Annotated in this window: 9 protein-coding genes; 6 read left to right on the top strand and 3 right to left on the bottom strand. The window is 63.5% G+C overall.

What is annotated here, in order from left to right; all coding sequences use genetic code 11:
* Positions 1-3: 3 nt before the first annotated feature.
* Positions 4-879: an MBL fold metallo-hydrolase gene (locus tag CAG22_RS22780; protein ID WP_085706238.1), complete on the bottom strand. Its 876-nt coding sequence runs from the start codon at positions 877-879 to the stop codon at positions 4-6.
* Between the two features lie 103 nt (positions 880-982).
* Here CAG22_RS22780 and CAG22_RS22775 point away from each other — a divergent pair, with 103 nt between their 5' ends.
* Positions 983-1,888: a LysR family transcriptional regulator gene (locus CAG22_RS22775; protein ID WP_025340479.1), complete on the top strand. Its 906-nt coding sequence runs from the start codon at positions 983-985 to the stop codon at positions 1,886-1,888.
* 133 nt (positions 1,889-2,021) lie between these two features.
* Here CAG22_RS22775 and CAG22_RS22770 read toward each other — a convergent pair whose 3' ends face one another.
* Positions 2,022-2,891 (bottom strand): oxaloacetate decarboxylase, encoded by an 870-nt coding sequence (locus CAG22_RS22770; RefSeq protein WP_025340480.1) that lies wholly within the window; start codon positions 2,889-2,891, stop codon positions 2,022-2,024.
* A 440-nt stretch (positions 2,892-3,331) separates the two neighbouring features.
* Between CAG22_RS22770 and CAG22_RS22765 the strand changes: the two genes are divergently transcribed.
* A complete protein-coding gene (locus CAG22_RS22765; protein ID WP_085590364.1) occupies positions 3,332-4,783 on the top strand; it encodes an MDR family MFS transporter in 1,452 nt (483 codons plus the stop codon).
* A 221-nt stretch (positions 4,784-5,004) separates the two neighbouring features.
* On the opposite strand, the gene ttgR is transcribed toward CAG22_RS22765, so the two are convergent.
* On the bottom strand, positions 5,005-5,637 hold the full coding sequence (gene ttgR / locus CAG22_RS22760; RefSeq protein WP_025340482.1) for an efflux transport transcriptional regulator TtgR: 633 nt from the start codon (positions 5,635-5,637) through the stop codon (positions 5,005-5,007).
* A gap of 258 nt (positions 5,638-5,895) precedes the next feature.
* On the opposite strand from ttgR, the gene ttgA reads away from it, so the two are divergent.
* From ttgA to CAG22_RS22740, 4 genes are all read left to right on the top strand, one after another.
* Positions 5,896-7,050 carry a toluene efflux RND transporter periplasmic adaptor subunit TtgA gene (gene ttgA, locus CAG22_RS22755; RefSeq protein ID WP_013974035.1) on the top strand — a complete coding sequence of 385 codons (1,155 nt, stop codon included), beginning with the start codon at positions 5,896-5,898 and terminating at the stop codon, positions 7,048-7,050.
* Between the two features lie 3 nt (positions 7,051-7,053).
* On the top strand, positions 7,054-10,206 hold the full coding sequence (gene ttgB / locus CAG22_RS22750) for a multidrug efflux RND transporter permease subunit TtgB (RefSeq protein WP_075046219.1): 3,153 nt from the start codon (positions 7,054-7,056) through the stop codon (positions 10,204-10,206).
* Positions 10,203-11,660 (top strand): AdeC/AdeK/OprM family multidrug efflux complex outer membrane factor, encoded by a 1,458-nt coding sequence (locus CAG22_RS22745; RefSeq protein ID WP_025340485.1) that lies wholly within the window; start codon positions 10,203-10,205, stop codon positions 11,658-11,660. Before ttgB ends, CAG22_RS22745 begins: the two co-directional genes overlap by 4 nt.
* A 360-nt stretch (positions 11,661-12,020) precedes the next feature.
* Positions 12,021-13,277, top strand: a complete 1,257-nt coding sequence (locus tag CAG22_RS22740; RefSeq protein ID WP_085706237.1) for an OprD family porin — start codon at positions 12,021-12,023, stop codon at positions 13,275-13,277.
* Positions 13,278-13,414: the final 137 nt, after the last annotated feature.

Here is a 13,414-nt window from a genome sequence, read left to right as displayed (position 1 = left end):
GAATTACCACTTCATCTCGCCCTTGGCGACCTTGGCCCCCAGCTCCAGCGAGCTTTCATCGGCCAGCCCCGGGTAACGTTGCTTCATCGCCGCGATCAACGCGCCGGCGTCTTTCGCCTTGGCGGTCTCGGCATCGAAATCACGAATGTAGTTCGCCGTGAAACGCACGGCCTGCAGCGATCGGCTGCTGTCCCCCAGGTAATGCCCGGGGATGACCGTGCGCGGCGCCAGCGCTTCGATGTGCGCCAGGGTGCCAAGCCAGTCGGCGTGGGACTTGGCCGTTTGCGTGTCGGCCATCCACACATGAATGTTCTCCGACACCACCACGCCACCGACCACCGCCTTGATCGACGGGATCCACACAAAACTGCGGTCAGGTTGCGGGCCGTCCAGGCCGACCACTTCGAGGGCCTGCCCTTCCAGCGTCAGGCGGTTGCCTTCGAGCACTTGCGGCAGCACCAGCCGCGCCGGCTTGTCCGCGCCCATCTGCGGGCCCCAGTAGGCCAGCTTGGCATCCATGGTCTGGCGGATATGGGCAACCGTGGCGGCCGACGCCAGCACCTTGGCCTCGGGGAAGGCCTGGGTCAGGGTATCCAGGCCGAAGTAGTAGTCCGGGTCGCCATGGCTGATGTAGATGCTGGTCAGCTGCTTGCCGCCTGCCCGCAGGCGCTGCACCAGCTGCTCGGCCTGGGCCTTGCCGAACTGGGCATCGACGAGGATGGCGTCGTGCTCGCCGCTGACGATCACCGAACTGACCGGGAAGATCGCCTCATGCCCGGGGTTGTAAACCTCCAGCCGCAAGGGGTCGGCAGCCAGCGCCGGGCCGGCCAGGGTCACACAGGCCAGCAGCAGGCCACGCAGAGGAGTGAAAAGAGACATCGCAAACGCCCGTCAGATGAACAATGCCCAACAGCTTAGTTGCCCAATCCGTGACAAAAAATGCGATGCTCGAACATAGTTTGTTTCTGAAACCGGGCAAATCATGGACCGTCTCAACGCCATGCGCGTATTCGTCACCGTCGTCGACCTGGGCAGCCAGTCGGCGGCGGCGGATCATCTGCAACTGTCGCGGCCGGTGGTATCGCGCTACCTGGCAGAGCTGGAAGACTGGGTTGGCGCACGGCTGATGCAGCGCACCACACGCAAGCTCAGCCTCACCGCCGCCGGCCAGGAAACCCTGCCCCGCTGCCGGCAACTGCTGGAACTGGCCGGCGACCTGCAGGCCGCGGTGCAGCAGCCGGATGACGCGCCCAAGGGCGCACTGCGCATCAGCGTCAGCACCTCGTTCGGCCAGGCCCAGCTGGTGGATGCAGTGGCCGCCTACGTCCGGCGCTACCCCGGGGTGAAGGTGGAACTGCAGATGCTCGATCGCACGGTCAACCTGGTGGACGAGCGCATCGACCTGGCCATCCGCACCAGCAATGACCTGGACCCCAACCTGATCGCCCGGCGCCTCAGCGTGTGCCGCTCGGCAGTGTGTGCGGCACCGGCCTACCTGCGCGAGCACGGCACGCCGCAACGGGTCGAGGAATTGAGCCGGCACAACTGCCTGACCCATGCCTACTTCGGCCACAGCCTGTGGCATTTCGAGGTGGCCGGCCAGCAAGTCGCCGTGCCGGTGGCGGGGAACATCAGTGCCAACGAGGCGATGACACTGCAGAAGGCGGCGCTGGCCGGCGCAGGTATCGCCATGCTGCCGACCTACCAGGCCGCGGAGGCCCTGCGCCGGGGTGAACTGGTGCGCCTGCTGCCCGAAGCCAGGCCACGCGAGCTGAACCTGAATGCGGTGTACACCTCACGCAAGCACATGCCGGCGACCTTGCGCAGCATGCTGGATTTTCTGGTGCAGCGGTTCAAGGACGAACCGGAGTGGGATCAGGACTTGTAAGGCCCATGTGGGAGCGGCGTTGCGTCGCGAAAGGACCGCGCAGCGGTCCCGGGATCTTGGCCACATCAAATATTGTCGGGGCTGCTACGCAGCCCTTTCGCGACACAAGGCCGCTCCTACAGGGATGGCGTTGTCACTCCTCGACGCTCATGTATTCCTTGGCCCAGCGGATGTAGTCCTCGGGCTGGGTGTAGGTGTGCGAGAGTTCGGTGGCGCTGAGGTTTTCCGACTTGTTCTGCTGGCCGCGCTGCAGCCGCAGGCAATCGTAGGTGGCCTTGATCGCGGCAAAATAGGCGGCGTGACCATCGACCACGATGCGCACGCCCAGGCGTGCCAGACGCTCGTCGTCGCGCAGGCTCGGGTTGCCGTAGGTCACCAGCATCAGCGGCACCGTCAGGTGCTCGGCAATCTGCTCGAGTTGCTCGAAGTCCTTCACCCCAACCATGCAGATACCGTCGGCTCCGGCCTTCTGGTAGCTCTGGGTACGCACGATGATTTCTTCGGTGGTGAGCACGCCAGCGTTGGTCCTGGCAATGATCGACAGCGACGAATCGACCCGCGCCTCCAGCGCCGCACGGATCTTGCCGACGCCCTCTTCAACCGGGATCAGGTCGGTGGACTTGCGCCCGAACTGGGCAGGCAGCAGGGTGTCCTCGATGGTCAGCGCAGCCACGCCGGCACGCTCCAGTTCGATGACCGTGCGCATGACATTCAGCGCGTTGCCATAGCCGTGGTCGGCGTCAGCCAGCACCGGCAGTTGCGCCACGCGACCAATACGGGTGGCCTGCTCGACGAACTCGCTGAGGGTGATCAGGGCGAAGTCCGGTGCAGCCAGTACCTGCAACGAAGCGACCGAACCACCGAGGATGCCGACCTCGAAGCCCAGGTCTGCGGCAATGCGTGCCGACATCGGGTCGAACACCGATGCGGTGTGATAACAGGAACCTGAAGCGAGCAGCTCGCGGAAGGCAAAACGCAGATCTTGATGGGAAGCCTTGGGCATGATCACTCCGCAAAATAAGTTGAAATTCGAACGGTAACTACCGACCCCTGTAATCGGGTCTACCTGACCTGTTCCAACCGTCGCCATCTGGGCGGTCATGCTCGACATGCAGGCAGAGGAATAAAAGGTGTGGGAGACAGCGGCGCGAAACCCTGCGGCATAATGTTGCACCAAGCTGGTGCAAGCCCCCGGTTTTCAGCCTCTGTGGCATACCAACGATATCACGCAGCCATGCAGCACTGGATGAATGCGCCAATGCCGATCTTGCATAGGGGATGCAGATAGTACATAGGAAGCTACCTAACTCAGGTTACAATTTCGGGGCCCCTTCGCGGGCACGCCCGCTCCCACAGGTACATCACAGCCTTCAAGCCCTGAGTTGTACCTGTGGGAGCGGGCGTGCCCGCGAAGGGGTCTCAACCGATAAACAAGGTATCCCCGTGACCGCCGCCCTGCCCCCCACCACCCTGCGCAACGTGCTCACCGCCCTGATGCTGGCGATCTTCCTCGGCGCCCTGGACCAGACCATCGTTGCCGTCTCGCTGCCGGCGATCTCGGCGCAGTTCAACGATGTCGGCCTGCTGGCCTGGGTCATCTCCGGCTACATGGTGGCAATGACCGTGGCCGTGCCGATCTACGGCAAGCTGGGCGACCTGTACGGGCGGCGCAGGATGATCCTCACCGGCATCAGCCTGTTCACCCTGGCCTCGATCGCCTGCGCCCTGGCCCAGGACATGCAGCAACTGGTGCTGGCCCGGGTACTGCAGGGCATTGGCGCCGGTGGCATGGTCTCGGTGAGCCAGGCGATCATCGGCGACTTCGTGCCCCCGCGAGAGCGCGGCCGCTACCAGGGCTATTTCAGCAGCATGTACGCGGTGGCCAGCGTCGCCGGGCCAGTGCTGGGCGGCTGGCTGACCGAATACCTGTCATGGCGCTGGGTGTTCTGGATCAACCTGCCGCTGGGGCTGGTTGCACTGTGGGCGATCCGCCGCGCCCTCGGCGGCATGCCGGCGCAGCGCCGCGAGGCGCAGGTGGACTACCTTGGCGCCGTGCTGCTTATTCTCGGCCTGGGTAGCCTGTTGCTGGGCATTACCCTGGTCGGCCAGGGCCACGCCTGGGCCGACCCGGCCGTGCTGGCCCTGTTCGCCTGCGCCGCGCTGGGCCTGGTGCTGTTCATCGCACATGAACGCCGCTGCCGGGAGCCACTGCTGCCACTCGGCCTGTTCGGCAACCGCGTGGCGGTGCTGTGCTGGGGCGTGATCTTCTTCGCCAGCTTCCAGTCGATCTCCCTGACCATGCTCATGCCGTTGCGCTACCAGGGCATCACCGGCGCCGGTGCCGACAGCGCGGCCTTGCACCTCCTGCCGCTGGTGATGGGGCTACCCATGGGTGCCTTCACCGGCGGGCGCATGACCAGCCTGACCGGGCGCTACAAGCCGCAGATCCTGGCCGGTGCACTGCTGATGCCGCTGGCCATTTTCGCCATGGCGCTGACCCCGCCGCAGTCGGCCTTGCTCAGTGCACTGTTCATGCTGCTGACCGGCATAGCGTGCGGGCTGCAGTTCCCGACCTCGCTGGTAGGCACGCAAAGCGCGGTGGACAGCAAGGACATCGGCGTGGCCACCAGCACCACCAACCTGTTCCGCTCGCTGGGCGGGGCCATGGGGGTGGCGTGCATGTCCAGCCTGCTGCTGGCGCTGCTGCACCAGGGCGGGTTCGAGTCGCTGGGTAATCCGTTGCTGGGGAGCCTGAAGGCCGGTGAAGTGGACCTGGTGACACAGGGGCGGTTGCTCGAGACGTTCCAGCAGTTGTTGATGGGGAGTGCCGGGGTAGCCGTGCTGGGACTGTTTGCAGCGTTTGCATTGCCCGACCGGCAACTGCGCGGACGCTAGAAGCTACGCGATCTCTGTGGGAGCGGCCTTGTGTCGCGAAAGGGCCGCGAAGCGGCCCCAGGATTTCAGCAGTGATGCACAAATTGCCGGGGCTGCTGCGCAGCCCTATCGCGACACAAGGCCGCTCCCACAGGATCTGTGATTTGTTCAAGGTCACCCGAAAGCATTAATCCCCCCTTAACACAAAGGGGTAACACTCCCTCACAATCCTTAACAAAGTGTCATTTGCGCAGAGCCGGGCTCAAGCGCAGCATATCCAGCCCGGTGTCGACCCATTTTTCGACATCCTTCAACAGATCGACACTGTCAGGCAGCAACAGCCAGCGCCCGATCAGGCCATCGACATAGGCAAACATGGCCACCGCCGCGCGCTCGACATCCAGCTCGCCTGGCAACTGGCCCCGGCGCACGGCATTGGCCAACGCCAGGGTGATGCCCTTGTGGCAATCCAGCACCGCACCCTGGCGCTGCTGGCGAATTTCACACATGTCATCGGTGAACTCGCACTTGTGATGCAGGATTTCATTGATACGCCGGGTTCGGGCATCGAGCACCAGCTCGTTGAACACTTGCAGCAACAGCTTGCGCATGCAGCCAAGCGGGTCCACTTCGTCCTCGCTTTCGCTCGCCCGCGCCAGGTGGTCATGGGTTTCATGAAGGCTGTCGAGCAGCGCCTGCACCAACTCGGCCTTGTTGTTGAAGTGCCAGTAGATCGCCCCCCGCGTCACACCCGCCAGTTCGGCGATGTCGGCCAGGGTGGTTCGCGCAACCCCGCGCTTGTAGAAGGCCTTTTCAGCCGCCTCGATGATCTGGGCGCGGGTTTCCTGGGCTTCTTCTTTGGTTCGACGGACCATGGCAGTACAAACCTCATCTGCCCCGAACGCGCGGCGCGTGCGGGGAACACTCCGGGGGCACCTCTGCAGGGTGCCTCGCGGAGGAGCTAATCAAGGGCTGTGGCAGTACCCGAGTACAACCCAGCGGTATTTACAAACAACCATGAATGTAAGTATATTCCTTAGCAAGCTATTTATCCACCGGATAGCAATTTTTCCAGATCAAGACTCTTCCATTACTCTTGAGCGTCTCCCAGCTCCAGCGACCCGAGGATCCTCATGCAATTCAAGCCAGCCGTTACCGCTCTGGTTTCCGCCGTCGCCCTGGCAACCCTGCTCAGTGGCTGTAAGAAAGAAGAAGCAGCGCCAGCGGCGCAGGCTCCTCAGGTCGGCGTCGTGACCATCCAGCCCCAAGCCTTCACCCTGACCTCGGAATTGCCGGGGCGTACCACTGCCTACCGCGTCGCCGAAGTGCGCCCGCAGGTCAACGGCATCATCCTCAAGCGCCTGTTCAAGGAAGGCAGTGAGGTCAAGGAAGGCCAGCAGCTGTACCAGATCGACCCTGCCGTGTACGAAGCCAACCTGGCCAATGCCCAGGCCAACCTGCAGGCCACCCGCTCGCTGGCCGAGCGCTACAAGCAGCTGATCGACGAACAGGCTGTCTCCAAGCAGGAATACGACGACGCCAATGCCAAACGATTGCAGGCCGAGGCTTCGCTCAAAAGCGCGCAGATCGACCTGCGCTACACCAAGGTCCTGGCACCGATCAGCGGCCGTATCGGCCGTTCTTCGTTCACCGAAGGTGCACTGGTGAGCAATGGCCAGGCCAACGCCATGGCCACCATCCAGCAACTCGACCCGATCTACGTCGACGTCACCCAGTCCACCGCCGAGCTGCTCAAGCTGCGCCGTGACCTGGAAAGCGGCCAGCTGCAAAAGGCCGGCGACAACGCCGCCTCGGTGCAGCTGGTGCTGGAAGACGGCAGCCTGTTCAAGCAGGAAGGCCGCCTGGAGTTCTCCGAAGTCGCAGTCGACGAGACCACCGGCTCGGTCACCCTGCGCGCCCTGTTCCCCAACCCCGACCACACCCTGCTGCCAGGCATGTTCGTGCATGCGCGGCTCAAGGCCGGGGTCAACGCCAACGCCATCCTGGCCCCGCAACAGGGCGTGACCCGCGACCTGAAAGGCGCGCCGACCGCGCTGGTGGTCAACCAGGAGAACAAGGTCGAACTGCGCCAGCTCAAGGCCAACCGTACCCTGGGCAGCGACTGGCTGATCGAGGAAGGCCTGAACCCGGGCGACCGCCTGATCACCGAAGGGCTGCAGTACGTGCGCCCGGGCGTCGAGGTCAAGGTCAGCGAAGCCACCAACGTCAAGAAGCCGGCCAGCCCTGTTCAGGCCAACGCGGCGAAAGCAGACGCCAAAGCGGAGTAAACCATGTCGAAGTTCTTTATCGATCGCCCGATCTTCGCCTGGGTGATCGCCTTGGTGATCATGCTGGTCGGCGCCTTGTCGATCCTGAAGCTGCCGATCAACCAGTACCCCAGCATCGCGCCGCCGGCCATCGCCATCGCCGTGACCTACCCGGGCGCCTCGGCGCAAACCGTGCAGGACACCGTGGTACAGGTGATCGAGCAGCAGCTCAACGGTATCGACAACCTGCGTTATGTGTCGTCGGAAAGTAACTCCGACGGCAGCATGACCATTACCGCCACTTTCGAGCAGGGCACCAACCCGGACACCGCACAGGTGCAGGTGCAGAACAAGCTGAACCTGGCCACCCCGCTGCTGCCGCAGGAAGTGCAGCAGCAAGGTATCCGCGTCACAAAGGCAGTGAAGAACTTCCTGCTGGTGATCGGCCTGGTGTCCGAAGACGGCAGCATGACCAAGGACGACCTGGCCAACTACATCGTCTCCAACATGCAGGACCCGATCTCGCGTACCGCGGGTGTGGGTGACTTCCAGGTGTTCGGTGCGCAGTACGCCATGCGTATCTGGCTCGATCCGGCCAAGCTGAACAAGTTCCAGCTGACCCCGGTCGACGTCAAGACCGCCGTGGCCGCGCAGAACGTGCAGGTGTCCTCCGGCCAGCTCGGCGGCCTGCCGGCCATGCCGGGTACCCAGCTGAACGCCACCATCATCGGCAAGACCCGCCTGCAGACTGCCGAGCAGTTCGAAAAGATCCTGCTCAAGGTCAACAGCGACGGTTCGCAGGTGCGTCTGGGTGATGTCGCCCAGGTTGGCCTGGGTGGTGAAAACTATGCCGTCAGCGCCCAGTTCAACGGCAAGCCGGCCTCCGGCCTGGCAGTAAAACTGGCCACCGGTGCCAACGCCCTGGACACCGCCAAGGCCCTGCGCCAGACCATCGCCGACCTGGAACCGTTCTTCCCGCCTGGGGTGAAAGCGGTATTCCCGTATGACACCACCCCGGTGGTCACCGAATCGATCAGTGGCGTTATCCACACCCTGATCGAAGCCGTGGTCCTGGTGTTCCTGGTGATGTACCTGTTCCTGCAGAACTTCCGCGCCACCATCATCACCACCATGACCGTACCGGTTGTGTTGCTGGGTACCTTCGGCATCCTTGCCGCTGCCGGCTTCAGCATCAACACCCTGACCATGTTCGCCATGGTCCTGGCCATCGGCCTGCTGGTGGACGACGCCATCGTCGTGGTGGAGAACGTCGAGCGGGTGATGTCCGAGGAAGGCTTGCCGCCCAAGGAAGCGACCAAGCGCTCGATGGAGCAGATCCAGGGTGCCCTGGTGGGTATCGCCCTGGTGCTGTCGGCGGTACTGCTGCCCATGGCGTTCTTCGGCGGCTCCACGGGTGTGATCTACCGGCAGTTCTCCATCACCATCGTCTCGGCCATGGGCCTGTCGGTGCTGGTGGCGCTCATCTTCACCCCGGCCCTGTGCGCCACCATGCTCAAGCCGCTGAAGAAGGGCGAGCACCATGTGGCCAAGCGTGGCTTCTTTGGCTGGTTCAACCGCAACTTCGACCGCAGCGTAACCGGCTACGAGCGCAGCGTGGGCACCATCCTGCGCAACAAGGTACCGTTCCTGCTGGCCTACGCGCTGATCGTGGTCGGCATGATCTGGCTGTTCGCCCGCATCCCTACCGCGTTCCTGCCGGAAGAAGACCAGGGCGTATTGTTCGCCCAGGTACAGACCCCGGCCGGCTCCAGTGCCGAGCGCACCCAGGTGGTGGTCGACCAGATGCGTGAGTACCTGCTCAGCGAAGAGGCCGACACCGTGGCTTCGGTGTTCACCGTCAACGGCTTCAACTTCGCCGGCCGTGGCCAGAGCTCGGGTATGGCGTTCATCATGCTCAAGCCGTGGGATGAGCGCTCCAAGGAAAACAGCGTGTTCGCCCTTGCCCAGCGCGCCCAGCAGCACTTCTTCACCTTCCGCGATGCGATGGTGTTCGCCTTTGCCCCGCCTGCGGTGCTCGAACTGGGTAACGCCACCGGCTTCGACGTGTTCCTGCAGGACCGCGGCGGTGTCGGCCATGCCAAGCTGATGGAAGCGCGCAACCAGTTCCTGGCCAAGGCCGCGCAGAGCAAGATCCTCAGCGCCGTGCGCCCGAACGGCCTGAACGACGAGCCGCAGTACCAGCTGACCATCGATGACGAGCGTGCCAGCGCCCTGGGCGTGACCATCGCCGACATCAACAACACCCTGTCGATTGCCCTGGGTGCCAGCTACGTCAACGACTTCATCGACCGTGGCCGGGTCAAGAAGGTGTACATCCAGGGCGAGCCGAACGCGCGGATGAGCCCGGAAGACCTGCAGAAGTGGTACGTGCGCAATGGCGCCGGCGAAATGGTGCCGTTCTCCTCCTTCGCCAAGGGCGAATGGACCTACGGTTCGCCGAAGCTGTCGCGTTACAACGGCGTCGAGGCAATGGAAATTCTCGGTGCTCCGGCCCCGGGCTACAGTACCGGTGAAGCCATGGCCGAGGTCGAGCGCATTGCTGGCGAACTGCCAAGCGGCATCGGCTTCTCCTGGACCGGCATGTCCTACGAGGAAAAACTCTCCGGTTCGCAGATGCCGGCACTGTTCGCCCTCTCGGTACTGTTCGTGTTCCTGTGCCTGGCAGCCCTGTACGAAAGCTGGTCGATCCCGATCGCCGTGGTACTGGTAGTACCGCTGGGTATCATCGGTGCCCTGATCGCCACCAGCCTGCGCGGGTTGTCCAACGACGTGTACTTCCTGGTCGGCCTGTTGACCACCATCGGCCTGGCGGCGAAAAACGCCATTCTGATCGTCGAATTCGCCAAGGAACTGCACGAGCAAGGCCGCAGCCTGTACGACGCGGCGATCGAGGCGTGCCGCATGCGTCTGCGCCCGATCATCATGACCTCGCTGGCGTTCATCCTCGGCGTGGTACCGTTGACTATCGCCAGCGGCGCCGGCGCCGGCAGCCAGCACGCCATCGGTACTGGCGTGATCGGCGGCATGATCAGTGCGACCGTGCTGGCTATCTTCTGGGTACCACTGTTCTTCGTCGCAGTGTCGTCACTGTTCGGCAGCAAAGAGCCGGAAAAAGACGTCACCCCTGAAACTCCACGTTATGAGGCTGGGCAATGACCAAGTCTTTGTTGTCCCTGGCAGTAACCGCTTTCATTCTTGGCGGCTGCTCGCTGATCCCTGACTACCAGACCCCGGAATCGCCGGTGGCTGCGCAGTGGCCGCAAGGCCCTGCGTACTCGCCGACGCAATCGGCGGAAGTTGCCGCCGCCGAGCAGGGCTGGCGCCAGTTCTTCCACGACCCGGCGCTGCAGCAGCTGATCCAGACTTCGCTGGTCAACAACCGCGACCTGCGCGTTGCCGCGTTGAACATCGACGCCTACCGTGCGCAGTACCGCATCCAGCGTGCCGACCTGTTCCCGGCGGTTTCGGCCACCGGCAGCGGCAGCCGCCAGCGCGTACCGGCGAACATGTCGCAGACGGGCGAAGCGGGCATCACCAGCCAGTACTCGGCCACCTTGGGCGTCAGCGCCTATGAGCTGGACCTGTTCGGCCGCGTGCGCAGCCTGACCGAGCAGGCCCTGGAAACCTACCTGTCCAGCGAGCAGGCGCGTCGCTCCACGCAGATCAGCCTGGTGGCCAGCGTGGCCAACGCCTACTACACCTGGCAGGCCGACCAGGCGCTGTTCAAGCTGACCGAAGAAACGCTGAAGACCTACGAGGAAAGCTACAACCTCACCCGTCGCAGCAACGAAGTCGGCGTAGCCTCGGCACTCGACGTCAGCCAGGCGCGTACCGCCGTGGAAGGCGCCCGGGTCAAGTACTCGCAGTACCAGCGCCTGGTCGCCCAGGACGTCAACAGCCTGACCGTGCTGCTGGGCACCGGCATTCCCGCCGACCTGGCCAAGCCGCTGGAGCTCAATGCCGACCAGCTGGCCGAAGTACCGGCCGGCCTGCCGTCGGACATCCTCCAGCGTCGCCCGGACATCCAGGAAGCCGAGCACCTGCTCAAGGCCGCCAATGCCAACATTGGCGCGGCCCGCGCGGCGTTCTTCCCGAGCATCAGCCTGACCGCCAATGCCGGCAGCCTGAGCCCCGACATGGGCCACCTGTTCTCGGGCGGCCAGGGCACCTGGCTGTTCCAGCCGCAGATCAACCTGCCGATTTTCAACGCCGGCAGCCTGAAGGCCAGCCTGGACTACTCGAAGATCCAGAAGGACATCAACGTCGCCAAGTACGAAAAGACCATCCAGACCGCCTTCCAGGAAGTCTCCGATGGCCTGGCGGCGCGCAAGACCTTCGAAGAGCAGCTGCAGGCGCAACGCGACCTGGTGCAGGCGAACCAGGACTACTACCGCCTGGCCGAACGCCGCTATCGCATCGGTATCGACAGCAACCTGACCTTCCTCGACGCCCAGCGCAACCTGTTCAGCGCCCAGCAGGCACTGATCGGCGACCGCTTGTCGCAGCTGACCAGCGAAGTCAACCTGTACAAGGCGCTTGGCGGTGGCTGGTACGAGCAGACCGGGCAGGCCAACAATCAGCAGGCAGCGGTGGAAGCACCGAAGAGCTGATTGAACCTGTCAAAGCATCAAGCCCACCCTCGCGGTGGGCTTTTTGTTTTGTGTTGCCTGTGCTGGCCTCTTCGCGGGCTTGCCCGCTCCCACAGGGCCACCACAGTTTCCAAGGCTGTGGTGATCCTGTGGGAGCGGGCAAGCCCGCGAAGAGGCCAGCACAGGAAAAACAATTAACCAACCAGAACATTCCGTTCGATTATCGCCCGCTTCCGCTTGTGGCGAATTGCCTCACCCCAGCCCTACCCCGCACCATCCTCCCCACGCAACGTTGCCCCGGTTCATCCCAAAAGACCCGCACCTGCAGGCCGCATCCTGCAGCGTACCGGCTCGCCCATAAAAACAAGAGATCCACGACAGATGAGCACTTTGCAACCCGCACGCCAGCTGCTGCCCGGCCTGTTGGCCATGTCCTGCGCACTCCCCGTGTTCGCCGCCGACCAAGGTGGTTTCCTGGAGGACGCCAAGGCCACCCTCAACCTGCGCAACTTCTACATCAACCGCAACTTCGTCGACCCGGCCCACCCGCAGGCCAAGGCCGAGGAGTGGACGCAGAGCTTCATCCTCGATGCCCGCTCCGGCTTCACCCAGGGCACCGTCGGTTTCGGCGTGGACGTACTGGGCCTGTACTCGGTCAAGCTCGACGGCGGCAAAGGCACCACCAACACCCACCTGCTGCCGGTGCACGACGACGGCCGCCCGGCCGATGACTTCGGCCGCCTGGGCGTGGCACTGAAAGCCAAGCTGTCCGAAACCGAGCTGAAAGTGGGTGAATGGATGCCGGTACTGCCGATCCTGCGCTCGGACGATGGCCGCTCGCTGCCGCAGACCTTCCGCGGCGGCCAGTTGACCTCGAAGGAAATCGCCGGTCTGACCCTGTACGCCGGCCAGTTCCGCGGCAACAGCCCGCGCAACGACGCCAGCATGGAAGACATGTCGCTGAACGGTAAGGCCGCATTCACCTCCGACCGTTTCAACTTTGGCGGCGGCGAGTACACCTTCAACGACAAGCGCACCATGATCGGCCTGTGGGATGCCCAGCTCAAGGACATCTACCGCCAGCAGTACCTCAACCTGGTGCACAGCCAACCCCTGGGTGACTGGACCCTGGGCGCCAACCTGGGCTACTTCATCGGCAAGGAAGACGGCGCCGAACGCGCTGGCGAACTGGACAACCGCACCGTCTCGGCCATGCTCTCGGCGCGCTATCAGGGCCACACCTTCTACGTCGGCCTGCAGAAAGTCAGCGGCGACGACGCCTGGATGCGGGTCAACGGCACCAGCGGCGGCACCCTGGCAAACGACAGCTACAACTCCAGCTTCGACAACGCCAAGGAGCGCTCCTGGCAGGTGCGCCATGACTTCAACTTCGCCACCGTCGGCGTGCCAGGCCTGACCCTGATGAACCGCTACATCAAGGGTGACAACGTCACCGCAGGCGGCGTGGACGATGGCAAGGAATGGGCGCGGGAAACCGAATTGGCCTATGTGGTGCAGTCGGGCAGCTTCAAGGACCTGTCGGTGAAGTGGCGCAACTCCACCATGCGCCGCGACTTCAGCACCAACTCGTTCAATGAGAACCGGTTGATCGTGAGTTACCCGCTGAATCTCCTCTGAATTCTTCAGGTTCACCACAGTTTCAGAATCTGTGGTGAACCTGTGGGAGCGGGTTTACCTGCGAAGAGGCCAGAAGCCACAGCAAATAACCATAAGATATAAACAAATCAATAAACCTTCTTTGACGACATATGCAG

The organism is Pseudomonas sp. B8(2017) (genome assembly GCF_002113575.1).
Taxonomy (GTDB): Bacteria; Pseudomonadota; Gammaproteobacteria; order Pseudomonadales; family Pseudomonadaceae; genus Aquipseudomonas; species Aquipseudomonas putida_Z.
Note: the sequence above shows the minus strand (reverse complement) of the source record. Positions and strands in the feature narration are given on the sequence as shown.

Excerpts from the sequence above, each read along its gene's own strand:
- CAG22_RS22780 (WP_085706238.1), bottom strand. The coding sequence starts at position 879 with ATGTCTCTTTTCACTCCTCTGCGTGGCCTGCTGCTGGCCTGTGTGACC.
- CAG22_RS22775 (WP_025340479.1), top strand. The coding sequence starts at position 983 with ATGGACCGTCTCAACGCCATGCGCGTATTCGTCACCGTCGTCGACCTG.
- CAG22_RS22770 (WP_025340480.1), bottom strand. The coding sequence starts at position 2,891 with ATGCCCAAGGCTTCCCATCAAGATCTGCGTTTTGCCTTCCGCGAGCTG.
- ttgR (WP_025340482.1), bottom strand. The coding sequence starts at position 5,637 with ATGGTCCGTCGAACCAAAGAAGAAGCCCAGGAAACCCGCGCCCAGATC.
- ttgA (WP_013974035.1), top strand. The coding sequence starts at position 5,896 with ATGCAATTCAAGCCAGCCGTTACCGCTCTGGTTTCCGCCGTCGCCCTG.
- ttgB (WP_075046219.1), top strand. The coding sequence starts at position 7,054 with ATGTCGAAGTTCTTTATCGATCGCCCGATCTTCGCCTGGGTGATCGCC.
- CAG22_RS22745 (WP_025340485.1), top strand. The coding sequence starts at position 10,203 with ATGACCAAGTCTTTGTTGTCCCTGGCAGTAACCGCTTTCATTCTTGGC.
- CAG22_RS22740 (WP_085706237.1), top strand. The coding sequence starts at position 12,021 with ATGAGCACTTTGCAACCCGCACGCCAGCTGCTGCCCGGCCTGTTGGCC.